The following is a 14,661-nucleotide window of genomic DNA, read 5'->3' as shown; positions in this document are numbered from 1 at the left end:
AGATATGATAGCAGGAATTGTGATTGTTCTTTTGATTGTTTTGTATGCGTTTTTCGTGATCCGGAAGAAACATAAGGATATCAAGAACGGCGGCTGTGGCTGCGGTTGCAGCGGCTGTTCCGGGAAGAGCGGCTGCGGAAGCAGACTTAAGGAAAAATGATCGCTGTTCCCCTTCGGCACTGCATGTTTTTGAGAGGCAATGAAACAGATAGCCAGGTTTGCAGAATTGCAGTGGAAAAGGGGGGCAAGTTGTGGTACAATGGCACTATACGAAAAATCACAGCCGGATTCATCCGGCATAAGAGGAGGAAGATACCATGAACAAAGTAATTTCCACTGATAAAGCACCCGGAGCAATCGGACCCTATTCCCAGGCCATCGTTGCCAACGACACCCTGTACACTTCCGGACAGATCCCCATCATCCCGGAGACCGGAGAGCTGGTAGACGGCGACATTAAAGCACAGGCTGAGCAGGTCTGCAAGAACCTGGGCGCGATCCTGAAAGAGGCTCACGCAAGCTTCGACAGTGTCATCAAGACCACCTGCTTCCTGGCAGATATGAACGATTTTGCAGCTTTCAACGAAGTTTACGCAAAATATTTCGTGTCAAAACCGGCGCGGTCCTGTGTGGCAGTTAAGACTTTGCCGAAGAATGTGCTGTGCGAGGTGGAGCTCATCGCAACTGTTGGGTTAATCCGCTGAAATATTGCAGGGGGAAACCATCGGAGTTGCGAAGTCCTGGTTTCCCCCTGCACCCCCTTCCTGGGCACGCTAGAAAATAAGGGGCTTACGTCATACTGGTAGTGGGTGAAATGACGGGTGGTTGGTGATTCATATTTATAGGAAGAATTTCTATTTGGTTCTGGGAGCAACAATCATACAAATCTCACAAAAAATCCCCATATAAATCCCCTGGGATTCCCCAACATAAGAATCCTCCATCAGTATACCAATACCATAAATTTATGAAAGATTATTATTTCTTTTTTGATAAAAATAGAAATGGTTCCTTCGGAGTTAATTAAAAATATAATAGGTTTGTAAGTTCAGTATTTTCCCGGATGCAGTTGTGATTTCTTCATAACCGCCTTTTTTATAATGGAATTTCTCGACTAAGTGAATGCTGGGGGTGTTTCTTACATCTACTTCATAAATATAATATTGGTATTTACCTGTTGAATTTAAGTAATCAACTAATTCATTTAAAGCTTCATAGCCGTAGCCTTTTCCATGGGCAGAACTTTTCAGCCAGAGTCCAAGCTCGGGTGTCTTTTCAGTGATGGCAAAAGCTTCCAGGCTTCCGATAAACTCACCATCATGGGTGAGAATAACCAGCTCGAGCATTTCTCCCTGCGTCATATCATGGACAAATTTTGAAAGAATTTTATCAGCGGAAGCTATACTGGGAAAACTGTCGGGATATTGATACTGTGTAATTTTATCTGTAAATTCTTTGTAGTATGTCTTTAAAAAGATATTGCTGAACGGTTGTATGGTGAGTCGTTCGGTTGTTATAGTAAAGTTCATGTTGATTTTTTCCGCTTAAACAAAATTTTTTGAGGGGATTTTTATTCTCCTCTGCTCATCCGATAGAAAAGCCCTTCCCCAAGAGACGTCTTCTGCAAAATCGGTTCCCCTGTGATGCAAAATCCAGCCTTTTCGTAGCAGCGGACAGCGCGGGTGTTCCAGGTCCGGACTTCCAGATACAGAGGCTTTCCGGGAAACAGCGTCTGCGACAGTTCACAGGCGATGCGGGTCATCTGCTGGCCATAGCCGTGGTTACAACAGTCCGGATTTACGCCGATTCCAAAGAAAACTTCGTTTTCCTCCTCAGAAAGATTGACAAAGCCGACCAGAGAGGTACCGTCATAAAAAGAATAGAAATTGTTTTGGGGATTGGCAAAGCCAAAGCCTCTTTTTTTCTGCTCCTCATAGGGAGGATTGTTGTAGATGGCGTAATCACCGGTGTAGTTCCAGGCGTTGATCCGGTATTTTTCTTCTTCGGTGGTTGGGTGACAGGCGAGAAACGTCTGCGACAACCACTCGCCAGCCTCTTCGCGGGTCTTAAAAATAAGAGCTTTCTTATCGGAATATTTTTCTATAAGAGCAAGCAATTGAGAACGGCCGGTTTCGTGGAAAGCATGAACAAACTTCACAAGCTCAGGATTCAGATGCTGCTCTGTCCAGGGAATATCGGGGCGGTTTTGGCCTACTCTGCGGGTGATTCCGTCCATACAGACCTCTTCGCTGTAATCAAGAAAGATAATGGCGTCGCAGGCGCGGATCCGCTCTTCATAGGTCCGGCTGTAATTGCCATCAATAATCCAGAAATCATCATGCAGTATTTCATTAAGCTTCTGATCAAATTCCTCCCGCGTAATGTGCGTTTGGTCAGGCCGCCACCAGATATTGTCGAGGTGGATCAGAGGGAGACCGGTGCGTGCAGCAAGCTTTCTTGAGAAAGTGCTTTTGCCGCTGCCGGAGCAGCCGAGGACGATGATTTTATTGCCGGTAAATTTTTCCATAGAAAATCTTCCTTTCTAATTTTTCTTAAAATATGCAGGGGGAAACCATCGGAGTTGCGTCCTGGTTTCCCCCTGCACCCCCTTCCAGGGCACGCTAGAAAATAGTGGTGCTTACGTCATACAGATGGTGCGTGAAATGACGGGTAGTCGTGGATTCATATAGCATATAATATAATGAAACTTTTTTTATTTGAGTGAGTAGCAAGTCAGGTGGCTGGCTGTATATTCTTCGAAAAACATCCATAAATCATGCTTGCGCTACTTACCATACCACACATCCTTCCTGTTGTCACACCACAACCGATGTACAATGTCTACCTGTTGACGTAAGCCCCCTATTTTTTGAACTTAAAGGGCCACAAGGGGGAGGCTGAGGGGGAGGGCGGCCCTGGAGCCGTCCCCCTCGCATTTACGTTCCCTGCCGGCTTCCAAAGCCGCCCCACAACAAAAGTTCCCACGGCTTCTCAAAGCCGCCCCTCGACAAAAGTTCCCACGGCTTCTCAAAGCCGCCCCACAACAAAAGTTCCCACGGCTTCTCAAAGCCACCCCTCAACAAAAGCTTCCTACGGCTTCCCGAAGCCGCCTATTCTGCAGTGGCCCTGCAAAAAGCCAGAAACACCCTCCCCCAAATTCTTGAAAAATCCTCCCCCTTATGTTATTCTATAAAGAAGCGATTTCACCCGCCTGCCTCAAAACAGGCACGATATGGAGGAATATATATGAAGCTTGAACAGTTATTGGAACGTTTGGAATATACCTGCGTGCAGGGAAGTCTGGACAGGGAGATCTCAGGTATCGCCAATGATTCCAGACAGGTAGTTCCCGGGACGCTTTTTTTCAGCATCCGGGGAGCTGTGACGGATGGACACACATATGCCGCTGAAGTGGCAGAGAAAGGAGCTGTCGCTCTTCTGGTGGAGGAGCCGGTGGAGGTACCGGAGTCCGTTACCGTGATCCAGGTCAAAGATACCCGCTACGCGATGGCCCTGGTTTCCGCAGCCTGGTACGATTACCCGGCGGAGAAACTGAAGGTCATCGGTATTACCGGAACCAAGGGAAAAACAACAACTACTTACATGATCAAATCCATTCTCGAATCCGCGGGCCACAAGGTAGGCCTCATCGGAACCATCGAGACCATCATCGGTGAGACTCATATCCCGTCCAGCAACACCACGCCGGAATCCGTGAAAATCCAGGAATATTTCCACCGGATGCTGGAGGACGGCTGCGATATGGCTGTCATGGAGGTTTCCTCCCAGGGTCTCATGCTGAACCGTACCGCAGGTATCCCTTTTGAGATCGGTATTTTTACCAACATCGAGCCGGATCACATCGGACCCGCGGAGCACAAGAGCTTTGAAGACTACATGCACTGCAAAGGTCTCCTGTTCCGCCAGTGCCGCATCGGTATCGTGAACGGCGATGACGAGCATCTTGATCAGGTGCTTGCGGGCCATACCTGCAAGGTGGAGACCTTCGGTCTCTCCGAGAAAAACGATCTCCGGGCAGAGAATCTCAAGATGGTTCACAAACCCGGCTACCTCGGCATTTCCTATCATGCCGCAGGAATGATCGACATGGATGTGGAGATTGATATTCCGGGAAAGTTCAGCGTTTACAATTCTCTGGCAGCCATTGCAGTCTGCCTGCATTTCAAGGTGAGAGAGGCTGACATCAAGACCGCTCTCAAACAGGCGAAGGTCAAAGGAAGAGTGGAGCTTGTGAAAGTTTCTGATGATTTTACTCTGATGATCGATTACGCCCACAATGCCATGAGCCTCGAAAGTCTTCTTACCACCTTGAGAGAGTATGAACCGGGCAGACTGGTCTGCCTCTTTGGCTGCGGTGGAAACCGCTCCAAAGCCCGCCGTTTCGAGATGGCGGAGGTCTCCGGAAGACTGGCTGATTTCACGATCATCACTTCCGATAATCCGCGTTTTGAGAAGCCGGAGGACATCCTGGATGACATTGAGAGCGGCATCAAGAAGACCGACGGAAAATATGTCAAGATCGCCGATCGAAAAGAAGCAATCCGTTACGCCATCCTTCACGGCCAGCCCGGAGATGTCATCGTCCTGGCAGGAAAAGGCCACGAGGACTATCAGGAGATCGAGGGCAAAAAGTATCACATGGATGAAAGAGAACTGATTCAGGAGATCCTGGAGGAAGAGAACTTACGTTGACTTATGCCAATATCATCGTGGATATTTCCCACGAAAAGCTGGATAAACCCTTTCAGTACCGGATTCCCGAAGAACTTGAGGGGAAACTTCTTCCTGGAATGGTGGTCGAGATTCCCTTCGGCCGGGGCGACCGCCTCATCAAGGGCTATGTGATTGGAACCACGGACCGGGCGGAGATCGCTCCGGAGCGTATCAAGTCCATTCATGCCCTCTCCACCGACGGCGTGGGCGTGGAGTCCCGGCTTATCGCTCTGGCGGCCTGGATACGGGATTACTACGGCGCCACGATGATCCAGGCTCTGAAAACCGTAATTCCGGTACGAAAAAAGGAAAAACCAAAAGAGAAAAAGCAGGTACTGCTGGCGGTATCTGAGGAAGAGGCCGGGGAGCGCCTTGCCTTTTTTGAAAAGAAACATCAGACCGCCCGCTACCGGCTCCTCAATGCCCTTTTGGAGGAGGGAAGCCTTCCCTGGGAGCTGGTGACGACGAAGCTCAATATTCCGCCCGCGGTGATCCGTAGCCTGGAAAACATGGAGCTTTTGAAGATTCAGGTGGACACGGTTTATCGAAATCCCGTCCATGTCAAGGCGTCGAGACAACAGGCCGTGACGCTCAACCCGGAGCAGCAGCATGTGGTGGAGGGAATCCGCGAGGAGTGGGAAAAAGAAACGCCCCGCCCCTGCCTGATCCACGGCGTCACGGGCTGCGGCAAGACGGAGATCTATATGGAGCTCATCGCCGGAGTCCTGAAAGAAGGAAAACAGGCCATCGTTCTGATTCCGGAGATCGCCCTGACCTATCAGACGGTCATGCGTTTTTACCGGCGTTTTGGGGAGCGGATTTCTGTTATGAATTCCCGGCTTTCCCCGGGAGAACGTTTCGATCAGTACGAGCGGGCGAGAAAAGGCCTCATTGACGTGATGATCGGCCCCCGGTCGGCTCTTTTTACTCCTTTTCCAAATTTGGGGATTATCATTCAGGATGAGGAGCACGAGACCTCTTACCAGAGTGAGACGGTGCCCCGCTATCTGACCCGGGAGACCGCGGTGAAGCGTGGCGAGCTGGAAGGGGCCCATGTGGTTTTCGGAACGGCCACGCCTTCCGTGGATGCCTATTATAAGGCGGAAAAAGGAGAGTACCGCCTCTTCACGATCCGGAAGCGGGTGAAAACGGCCGCCCTCCCCGAGGTTTCCATCGTTGATCTTCGGGAAGAGCTGAAAAAAGGGAACCGCTCCGTTCTGAGCAATACCCTGAAAGATGAGATGGCCCAGTGCCTGGCCGCCGGCCATCAGATGATGCTTTTCCTGAACCGGAGAGGCTATGCGGGCTTCCTGTCTTGCCGTTCCTGCGGCCAGGTTATCGAGTGCCCCCACTGCGATGTGTCCCTCTCCCTTCACCGGGGCGGGCGGCTCATCTGTCACTACTGCGGCTACGAGACGACGGTCCCGAAGACCTGTCCCTCCTGCGGAAGTCCTTTTCTGCGGGATTTCGGCATTGGGACCCAACAGGTGGAGACGGTGGTGGCAAGGGAATTTCCGGAGGCCAGGATTCTTCGGATGGATCTTGACACGACCCGGGAAAAGGACGGCCACGAGAAAATTCTTTCCGCCTTTGCAAACGGCGAGGCGGACATTCTCATCGGGACCCAGATGATCGTCAAAGGCCATGATTTTCCAAATGTGACCCTGGTGGGGATTCTGGCGGCGGACCTTTCCCTTCACGCCAGCGATTTCCGGGCGGCGGAGCGGACCTTCCAGCTTCTGACCCAGGCCGCGGGAAGAGCGGGCCGGGGCGATTTGCCCGGCAGAGTTGTGATCCAGACCTACGACCCGGAGCACTACAGCATCCAGGCCGCGTCAGAGCAGGATTACGAAGCCTTTTACCGCCAGGAGATCGCTTTTCGGGCGATCGGAGGCTATCCGCCGGCGGGAGGCATGCTGGCGATCCACGCTTCCTCAGAAGATGAGGCCTACCTTTCCATGGCGATGGAGTATCTGAAGAAATTTCTGGATCTCCTGGAAAGCAAGACCGGAATCCAGGTTATCGGCCCCGGGGATGAGACCATCGCCCGGATTCAGGACGTCTACCGGAAGGTGCTCTACGTCCGTCATCCAAACGAAAACCGGCTGACTATGGTGAAAGAAAAAGTGGAACAATATATTGAAATGAATGAAGGCTATCAGAAGATTCACATACAATACGAAAGAGCTTAATAAGGAGGATTAAGAAAATGGCAATCAGAAATATAAGAATTATGGGTGACGAAGTGCTGGATAAGATCTGCAAACCGGTGAAAAAGATGACCCCGCGGACCCGGCAGCTCATCGACGATATGTTTGATACGATGTACGACGGCTGCGGCGTAGGTCTGGCAGCAAACCAGGTGGGTATCCTGAAACGGATCGTGGTCATCGACACTACAGGGGAAGATCCCTATGTGCTCATCAATCCGGAAATCCTCGAGACCTCCGGTTCCCAGACCGGGCAGGAGGGCTGTTTAAGCCTCCCGGGAAAAGCCGGTATTGTGACCCGTCCGGATCATGTGAAGGTGAAAGCCCTGGATGAAAACATGGAAGAGTTCGTTCTGGAGGGTGACGGCCTTCTGGCAAGAGCAATCTGCCACGAGTGCGACCATCTGGACGGTCTGATGTACGTTTCCAAAGTGGAAGGAGAACTCATGGATGTGGAGCCCATCGAGGAAGAAGAGGAGGAACTGGAGTGAGAGTCATTTTTATGGGAACGCCGGACTTTGCGGTAGGGACTCTGGAAGCCCTCGTGAAATCCGAGCATGAAGTGGTGGCTGTCGTTACACAGCCTGATAAACCAAAAGGGAGAGGCAAGGCCATGCAGCCCACGCCGGTCAAAGAGGTGGCTCTCCGGGAAAACATTCCGGTGCTTCAGCCGAAAAAGGTGCGGGAGCCGGAAGTGGTAGAAGAATTAAGTAAATTAAATGCCGATGTCATCGTGGTGGTGGCTTTTGGCCAGATCATCCCGAAGACCATTCTGGACCTGACAAAGTACGGCTGCATCAACGTCCACGGCTCCCTGCTTCCGAAATACCGCGGAGCAGCGCCGATCCAGTGGGCCGTCATCGACGGAGAAAAAGAGTCCGGCATCACGACGATGCAGATGGATGAGGGCCTGGACACCGGAGATATGCTTCTTAAGAAAGTTATTCCCCTGGAAAAAGAGGAGACCGGAGGCAGCCTTTTCGACAAACTGAGTGCCGCCGGGGCAGAACTACTTCTGGCGACTCTTACCGCCCTGGAAAAAGGTACGGTAACGCCGGAAAAACAGGGCGAGAGCCCCACGGCCTATGCGAAAATGCTCACGAAGGAGATGGGAGCCATCGACTGGAATAAGGATGCCGTCTCCATCGAGCGGCTGATCCGGGGCTTAAACCCCTGGCCCAGCGCCTACACCCATGTTCACGACAAGACTTTAAAAATCTGGCGGGCAGAGGTAGTGGCCGGAGATGAGACAAAGGCTCCCGGCACCGTCCTTCCCGGAGGGAAAGGAGAACTTCTCGTCCAGACCGGAAAAGACGCATTAAAGATTACCGAGCTTCAGCTGGAAGGAAAGAAACGCATGGACACTGCAGCTTTTCTTCGCGGCTACACGATTGAGGAGGGAACCAATTTATGCTGTTAGCAGCTTATCGATACGGCGGTTACGGTTTTTACTTTGATCCGACGTATTTCCTTGTAGTCATTGGACTTCTGTTGTCGCTCTGGGCTTCCAGCGTGGTAAACAGTACCTTCAACAAATATTCTAAAGTGCGCTGCATGTCCAATCTTTCCGGGGCTGAGGCCGCGAGAAAAGTGCTGGACAGCTGCGGCCTTTATAATGTGTCCATCGAGCACATTTCCGGAAAACTGACGGACCATTACGATCCGAGAAGCAAGGTCCTGCGATTGTCGGACAGCACCTATGCTTCAAGGTCTGTGGCTGCCGTCTGCGTGGCAGCTCATGAGTGCGGCCATGCGATCCAGGACCAGAAGCAGTATGGTCCGCTGGTGCTCCGGAGTACGCTGGTGCCGCTGGCAAACTTTGGGTCCACGGCTGCCTGGCCGGTATTTATTCTGGGCCTTATCATGTCCCTTCGCCCGCTGGTGATGGCCGGCATCGTGCTTTTCACCCTGGCTGTCCTTTTCCAGCTGGTGACGCTTCCCGTGGAGTTCAACGCTTCCGCGAGAGCCATCAAAGTGCTGGAGAGCACCGGCATGCTGGGTTCCACCGAGATCGACGGGGCGAAAAAAGTGCTGCGGGCAGCAGCCATGACCTATGTGGCAAGCCTGGCAGCTTCTGTTTTACAGCTTTTAAGACTGATTATTCTGGCAGGAGGAAGAAGAGACCGTGACTGATGTGATCAATACAAGAGAGATTGTCCTCGCCGTTCTGAACGAGGTTCTGGAGGAGGACAAATACAGCCATATCGTTCTTCGCGAAGTGCTGGAAAAATACCAGTATCTGGAAAAAAGAGACCGCTCCTTCATCACGAGAGTGGCAGAAGGAACCCTGGAAAACCTCATCGAGATGGACTATATCATCTCCCAGTTTTCCAGCGTGAAGGTTTCCCGTATGAAGCCTGCTATCCGCAATATTTTACGGATGTCGGTTTATCAGCTGAAATATATGGATTCAGTACCGGATTCCGCCGTCTGCAACGAGGGCGTGAAGCTGGCCCAGAGAAAGGGCTTTTTCAATCTGAAAGGTTTCGTGAACGGTGTCTTAAGAAGTGTGGCAAGAAATCTGGACAAGGTAAAATATCCGGATCCGAAGGAGATGCCGGTGCCCTATCTTTCCGTCACCTATTCCATGCCGGAATGGATTCTCAACCGCTGGCTCCGCCTCTATGATTTTGAGACCGTGGAGACCATCTGCAAGGGCATCCATAAAGATCATGTGACCACGGTGCGCTGCAACCTCAACAAGGCTTCCAAGAAGGATATCATGGAGAGTCTGAGGAACCAGGGCGTTACCGTGACGGAGCATCCGTACCTTGATTATGCACTGAATCTTTTCGATTATAATTACCTCAAAGCGCTGGATGCTTTCCGGAATGGCTGGATACAGGTACAGGATGTGAGCTCCATGCTGGTGGCGGAGGTGGCGGCTCCCAAATGGGGAGATTACTGCATCGACGTCTGCGCCGCTCCCGGAGGAAAATCCCTTCATCTGGCGGACAAGCTGGAGGGCAGCGGTTTCGTGGAGGCCCGGGATATTACCGAGTCCAAAGTAAAACTCATGCAGGACAACATCGAGCGGACGGCTCTCATCAATATGAACGCCGTTGTGGCGGATGCCACGGTATTCTTACCGGCTTCCGAGGAGAAGGCAGATATCCTTCTGGCGGACGTTCCCTGCTCCGGTCTTGGCGTCATCGGCAGAAAGCCGGATATCCGTTATAAAATGACAGAGAAAAAACAGGAAGATATCGTGAAACTCCAGCGCCAGATCCTGGATACGGTCTGGAAATATGTGAAGGTGGGAGGCACGCTTGTCTACAGCACCTGCACGATCGGAGCGGAGGAGAACCAGTACAACCTCAAATGGTTCCTGGATAATTATCCCTTCAAGCTGGAAAGCATCGATCCCTACCTTCCAGAGGAATTACAGGGAAAAACCACCCGGGCGGGCTACCTACAGCTCCTGCCGGGCATTCATGAGAGCGACGGCTTTTTCCTGGCCAGATTAAAGAGGGTATCAGAATGATGGAAAAAACAGATATCAGATCGCTGAATCTGGAAGAACTGAAGGCCTGGTTCAAGGAACGGGGGGAAAAGCCCTTCCGGGCCGGCCAGCTCTATCAGTGGATGCACCAGAAGCTCGCGGGAAGCTTTGACGAGATGACAAATCTTTCCAAAGGCTTAAGAGAAAAGCTGGCCGGGGAGACGGAGTACACAGTCTTAAAGCCAGTGGAGATCCTGACTTCCGAGATCGACGGCACGCAGAAATATCTTTTTGAGCTGAAAGACGGGAACGTGATCGAGAGCGTTCTCATGAAATATCACCATGGAAATTCCGTGTGCATTTCTTCCCAGGTGGGCTGTCGTATGGGCTGCCGCTTCTGCGCCTCCACGATCGGGGGAAAGAAGCGGGATCTGACCGCATCGGAGATGCTGGAGGAGGTCTATGAGATCCAGAAGATCTCCGGCGAGCGGGTTTCCAACCTGGTTCTGATGGGAACGGGAGAGCCGCTGGACAATTACGACAACGTGCGGAAATTCATCGAGCTGCTTACCGACGAGAACGGCCTACATATCAGCCAGAGAAACGTCACCCTTTCCACCTGCGGCATTGTACCGAACATCCGGCGGCTGGCCGACGAGGAGCTTCAGATCACGCTGGCGCTCTCTCTTCACGCGTCGAGCCAGGAGAAAAGGGAAAAACTTATGCCTATTGCGAAGCAGTATGAGCTTTCCGAGGTCATGGACGCCTGCCGGTATTATCATGATAAAACCGGACGGAGACTGACATTTGAGTACAGTCTTGTGGGCGGCGTCAACGATCACACCGAAGATGCCAGGGAACTGGCCGGGCTTTTGAAAGGGCTGAACGGCCATGTAAACCTGATTCCGGTAAACCCCATCAAGGAGCGGGATTTTGTTCAGCCGACCAGCGCTGTGACCCAGGCATTCAAAAATAAACTTGAAAAATACGGAATAAATGTTACTATAAGAAGGGAAATGGGCCGGGATATTAATGGGGCCTGTGGACAGCTTCGAAGAAGTTATATGGAGAAGAACAAAGGAGAGGAAGAAATATGAAGGCGTTTTGCATCACTGATGTAGGCCAGAACAGGTCCATGAATCAGGATTTTGTGTTCGCCTCTGAGACACCGGTGGGTAATCTTCCGAACCTCTTTGTGGTTGCAGATGGAATGGGAGGCCACAGAGCCGGTGACACCGCGTCGAGAGATACGGTAGGGACACTGATTGAGAGCGTCCGCAAGAGCCGCGAGACCAATCCCATCAAGATCATCCGTACTGCAGTGGAGGAAGCCAACCGCCGGGTATACGAGAAATCCCGGGAGGATGAAAATCTGGCTGGCATGGGGACCACCGTGGTAGTGGCTGTCATCGAAGGCCGTTATCTCTATGTGGCCAATGTGGGAGACAGCCGTCTCTATCTGATCCGCGACGACATCCGTCAGATCACCAAGGATCATTCCCTGGTGGAGGAGATGGTACGAAGCGGCAAGCTTAAGAAAGAGGAAGCGAGAAAACATCCCAACAAAAATGTGATCACAAGAGCCGTGGGCGTGGAAAGGGAAGTCAACATCGATTTCTTTGATCTGCGGGTACGGAAAGGCGATAAAATACTGCTCTGTTCCGACGGCCTCAGCAATATGCTGGAGGACAGCGAGATCTGCGCGATCGTAAAAAGTGGGGGAGATGTGGAAGAAAGAGCCAGGAAACTCATTACAGCGGCAAACCAGAACGGAGGAAAAGACAACATCTCCGTAGTGCTGGTGGAGCCACTATCAGGTGAGGTGAAAGAATGTTAAAAGAAGGAATGTTTATACAGGAACGATATGAGATCATCGGACGGATCGGTTCCGGCGGAATGGCTGATGTCTATAAGGCAAAAGACCACAAGCTGAACCGTTTTGTGGCGGTGAAGGTGCTGAAGCAGGAGTTCCGGGAAGATAAGGCTTTTATCTCCAAATTCCGGGTGGAAGCCCAGTCGGCGGCAGGACTCGCCCATCCCAACATCGTCAATGTGTACGATGTCGGGGAGGATCACGGCATCAGCTACATTGTCATGGAGCTGGTGGAAGGCATCACCCTGAAGGAATACATTGACAAGAAGGGACGGCTTGCAGTCCGCGAGGCCACCAGCATCGCGATCCAGGTCTCCATGGGGCTCGAGGCGGCCCACCGGAACGGCATCGTTCACCGGGATGTGAAGCCTCAGAATATCATCATTTCCACAGATGGAAAAGTAAAAGTCACAGACTTTGGAATCGCGAGAGCAGCCAGCTCCAACACGATCAATTCCAGCGTCATGGGTTCTGTCCATTACAGCTCACCGGAGCAGGCCAGAGGCGGATACAGTGACTATAAGAGTGATATCTATTCCCTGGGCATCACGCTTTACGAGATGCTGACAGGAACCGTGCCTTTTGACGGGGACAGCACTGTGGCGATTGCCATCAAACATCTTCAGGAGGAGCTTCCCTCCCCGAGAAAATATGTGCCGGATCTACCAAAGAGCACGGTGCAGATCATTTACAAATGTACCCAGAAGAGTCCCGACCGCCGTTATAACGATATGGCGGAGCTGATCCGGGACCTCAAGGAATCCCTGGTAAACCCCGAGGGAGATTTTGTCCAGCTGGCTACGATTAATAACAACGCCCGTACCGTGGTGATCTCCGGAGATGAGCTGAACAAGATCAAGCAGAGCTACGGCGAGACACCGGTCAGTCCACAGAGAAACAGCGTGCCTAACATACCGCCGGTACATAAGGCCACGGCAGGAGCTCCGGGAAATGGAAATCCCGGTTATGGCGGCGGCTACGGAAACGCTTATCCGCCCCAGGGCGGCCGTCCGGCAGGTCAGGGAAGCGCCTACCCGCCCCAGAGAAATCCTTATCAGGAGAATTATTTCGATCCCGATGAGGACGAGGATGAGGATGGCATCAGCCCGAAGCTGGAAAAATTTATGACCATCGGAAGCATCATCATCGGTCTGATTATCCTCTGCATTTTCCTGGCGCTGGTGGGAAATGCGGCAGGTCTTTTCAACTTCAAGGGAAACAAGACGAAACTCAACCAGGCTACGACGGAGGTCTCCACGGAAACCGAGACAGGCAGCGAGACTGAGAGCGACAACCTGCAGCAGGTAACGGAGGAGGCAAACACTCCTGCCACCGTACCGTCCCTGACCGGAAAAACTGAAAAAGAGGCTCTGGAGGCATTGAATGCCTTAAGCATCGGCGGCGTGAAGAGCGGTGAGCAGCCCTCTGCAGATTATGCGGCAGGCCAGATCATCTCCCAGACCCCGACAGAAGGAACCTCTGTGGAGAAAAATACCACGGTTTACTATGTGGTGAGCAGCGGTGTGACCGATGTCACCGTTCCTGAGGTGGCAGGTCTTCTCTTAAGCGACGTACAGAGTGCCTGCGACAAGGTTGGCATCAAATACAATGTGAAATATACGACGAACCCCAACGTGGAAGGCAATCATGTCATTTACGCGAACCCCGAGGCAGGAAGTACGGTAAAAGCCGGAGATACGATTGAACTCTGGGTGAGCCAGCCTGCGGACGGAGATACCAGTTCCGCCACCACGCAGACGCTTAAAAACTACACTGGCCAGAGTGTCATCGACGCCCAGTCAGGCCTTGAGGCTGCCGGTTATGTGGTACAGATCACCGAGCAGGTCAGCGCTGATATCCCGGCAGGAACAGTTATCAGTCAGAATCCGATCGACGAAACCCCGGCAGCGGGAAGTACCGTCACCCTGACCGTCAGCGTGGGAGCCGGAGATCCGGCAGAATCCGGAAACGGAACCAGCTCCGGAACGACGAATACCACGTCCTCCGAGGCCGCCACAGAGGCAGGAAACACAACCGCAGAGTACTCCTGTAACGTGAGCCTCCAGGCTCCGGATGTCTATGCGGGTGAGCCCGTACAGCTGGTCATCACCCAGGACGGCCGTTCCACGACTCTGGTGAACGGCGAGGTCATCACCTTCCCCTACTCCGTGAAATGGAGCAGCGAGTCCAACAGCAGCGGAACCATCACCGTCTACATCCTGGACCCGGGTTCCGGTGAGGTGAAGTATCAGTACGACTACAATAACGTGCCCTTTAAATAGTGAACCAAAGTCATATATACGCTTGTGCTTGCACAAAAGCGTATATATGATCTTGGGACACGCCCCGGGATGAGCATAAAAGCGGGGTGGACGCTCCGCGATATGCGAATGCCGGGAAGG

The 14,661-nt window shown here is 52.2% G+C and carries 13 protein-coding genes; 11 read left to right on the top strand and 2 right to left on the bottom strand.

Features of this window, described 5'->3' with window-relative positions:
* Nucleotides 1-4: 4 nt before the first annotated feature.
* Entirely contained in the window at nucleotides 5-160 is a 156-nt protein-coding gene (locus LKD71_RS04530; RefSeq protein WP_178046697.1) for a FeoB-associated Cys-rich membrane protein, read from the top strand.
* 157 nt (nucleotides 161-317) lie between these two features.
* Nucleotides 318-704 (top strand): RidA family protein, encoded by a 387-nt coding sequence (locus LKD71_RS04525; RefSeq protein ID WP_178046698.1) that lies wholly within the window; start codon nucleotides 318-320, stop codon nucleotides 702-704.
* A gap of 315 nt (nucleotides 705-1,019) precedes the next feature.
* On the opposite strand, the gene LKD71_RS04520 is transcribed toward LKD71_RS04525, so the two are convergent.
* Both LKD71_RS04520 and LKD71_RS04515 read right to left on the bottom strand, forming a co-directional pair.
* Nucleotides 1,020-1,529 (bottom strand): GNAT family N-acetyltransferase, encoded by a 510-nt coding sequence (locus LKD71_RS04520; protein ID WP_227614531.1) that lies wholly within the window; start codon nucleotides 1,527-1,529, stop codon nucleotides 1,020-1,022.
* Between the two features lie 41 nt (nucleotides 1,530-1,570).
* Nucleotides 1,571-2,527: a GNAT family N-acetyltransferase gene (locus LKD71_RS04515; protein WP_227614530.1), complete on the bottom strand. Its 957-nt coding sequence runs from the start codon at nucleotides 2,525-2,527 to the stop codon at nucleotides 1,571-1,573.
* 719 nt (nucleotides 2,528-3,246) lie between these two features.
* Between LKD71_RS04515 and LKD71_RS04510 the strand changes: the two genes are divergently transcribed.
* Genes LKD71_RS04510 through pknB form a run of 9 tightly spaced genes read left to right on the top strand, consistent with a single transcriptional unit; the run spans nucleotide 3,247 to nucleotide 14,541 of the window.
* Nucleotides 3,247-4,713, top strand: a complete 1,467-nt coding sequence (locus LKD71_RS04510) for a UDP-N-acetylmuramoyl-L-alanyl-D-glutamate--2,6-diaminopimelate ligase (RefSeq protein WP_227614529.1) — start codon at nucleotides 3,247-3,249, stop codon at nucleotides 4,711-4,713.
* Entirely contained in the window at nucleotides 4,710-6,926 is a 2,217-nt protein-coding gene (gene priA, locus LKD71_RS04505; RefSeq protein WP_227614528.1) for a replication restart helicase PriA, read from the top strand. Before LKD71_RS04510 ends, priA begins: the two co-directional genes overlap by 4 nt.
* A 17-nt stretch (nucleotides 6,927-6,943) precedes the next feature.
* Complete coding sequence (gene def / locus LKD71_RS04500) at nucleotides 6,944-7,435, top strand: peptide deformylase (RefSeq protein ID WP_178046702.1); 492 nt, start codon at nucleotides 6,944-6,946, stop codon at nucleotides 7,433-7,435.
* Complete coding sequence (gene fmt, locus LKD71_RS04495) at nucleotides 7,432-8,364, top strand: methionyl-tRNA formyltransferase (protein ID WP_227614527.1); 933 nt, start codon at nucleotides 7,432-7,434, stop codon at nucleotides 8,362-8,364. Before def ends, fmt begins: the two co-directional genes overlap by 4 nt.
* The gene (locus LKD71_RS04490; protein ID WP_178046704.1) at nucleotides 8,355-9,077 is read left to right on the top strand and encodes a zinc metallopeptidase; all 723 of its coding nucleotides are present in this window, start codon (nucleotides 8,355-8,357) and stop codon (nucleotides 9,075-9,077) included. Before fmt ends, LKD71_RS04490 begins: the two co-directional genes overlap by 10 nt.
* Nucleotides 9,070-10,428, top strand: coding sequence for a 16S rRNA (cytosine(967)-C(5))-methyltransferase RsmB (gene rsmB / locus LKD71_RS04485; protein ID WP_227614526.1), 1,359 nt, complete (start codon nucleotides 9,070-9,072; stop codon nucleotides 10,426-10,428). The genes LKD71_RS04490 and rsmB overlap by 8 nt, the downstream gene beginning before the upstream one ends.
* Entirely contained in the window at nucleotides 10,428-11,483 is a 1,056-nt protein-coding gene (gene rlmN, locus LKD71_RS04480) for a 23S rRNA (adenine(2503)-C(2))-methyltransferase RlmN (protein WP_178046708.1), read from the top strand. Before rsmB ends, rlmN begins: the two co-directional genes overlap by 1 nt.
* Nucleotides 11,480-12,223 carry a Stp1/IreP family PP2C-type Ser/Thr phosphatase gene (locus LKD71_RS04475; RefSeq protein WP_178046706.1) on the top strand — a complete coding sequence of 248 codons (744 nt, stop codon included), beginning with the start codon at nucleotides 11,480-11,482 and terminating at the stop codon, nucleotides 12,221-12,223. The genes rlmN and LKD71_RS04475 overlap by 4 nt, the downstream gene beginning before the upstream one ends.
* On the top strand, nucleotides 12,217-14,541 hold the full coding sequence (gene pknB / locus LKD71_RS04470; RefSeq protein ID WP_227614525.1) for a Stk1 family PASTA domain-containing Ser/Thr kinase: 2,325 nt from the start codon (nucleotides 12,217-12,219) through the stop codon (nucleotides 14,539-14,541). Before LKD71_RS04475 ends, pknB begins: the two co-directional genes overlap by 7 nt.
* Nucleotides 14,542-14,661 lie beyond the last annotated feature (120 nt).

The organism is Fusicatenibacter faecihominis (genome assembly GCF_020686945.1).
GTDB lineage: Bacteria > Bacillota > Clostridia > Lachnospirales > Lachnospiraceae > Limivivens > Limivivens faecihominis.
This window is presented reverse-complemented; position numbering and strand designations above follow the sequence as displayed.

Excerpts from the sequence above, each read along its gene's own strand:
- LKD71_RS04515 (WP_227614530.1), bottom strand. The coding sequence starts at position 2,527 with ATGGAAAAATTTACCGGCAATAAAATCATCGTCCTCGGCTGCTCCGGC.
- LKD71_RS04525 (WP_178046698.1), top strand. The coding sequence starts at position 318 with ATGAACAAAGTAATTTCCACTGATAAAGCACCCGGAGCAATCGGACCC.
- LKD71_RS04520 (WP_227614531.1), bottom strand. The coding sequence starts at position 1,529 with ATGAACTTTACTATAACAACCGAACGACTCACCATACAACCGTTCAGC.
- rlmN (WP_178046708.1), top strand. The coding sequence starts at position 10,428 with ATGGAAAAAACAGATATCAGATCGCTGAATCTGGAAGAACTGAAGGCC.
- def (WP_178046702.1), top strand. The coding sequence starts at position 6,944 with ATGGCAATCAGAAATATAAGAATTATGGGTGACGAAGTGCTGGATAAG.
- LKD71_RS04490 (WP_178046704.1), top strand. The coding sequence starts at position 8,355 with ATGCTGTTAGCAGCTTATCGATACGGCGGTTACGGTTTTTACTTTGAT.
- pknB (WP_227614525.1), top strand. The coding sequence starts at position 12,217 with ATGTTAAAAGAAGGAATGTTTATACAGGAACGATATGAGATCATCGGA.
- LKD71_RS04510 (WP_227614529.1), top strand. The coding sequence starts at position 3,247 with ATGAAGCTTGAACAGTTATTGGAACGTTTGGAATATACCTGCGTGCAG.
- LKD71_RS04530 (WP_178046697.1), top strand. The coding sequence starts at position 5 with ATGATAGCAGGAATTGTGATTGTTCTTTTGATTGTTTTGTATGCGTTT.
- LKD71_RS04475 (WP_178046706.1), top strand. The coding sequence starts at position 11,480 with ATGAAGGCGTTTTGCATCACTGATGTAGGCCAGAACAGGTCCATGAAT.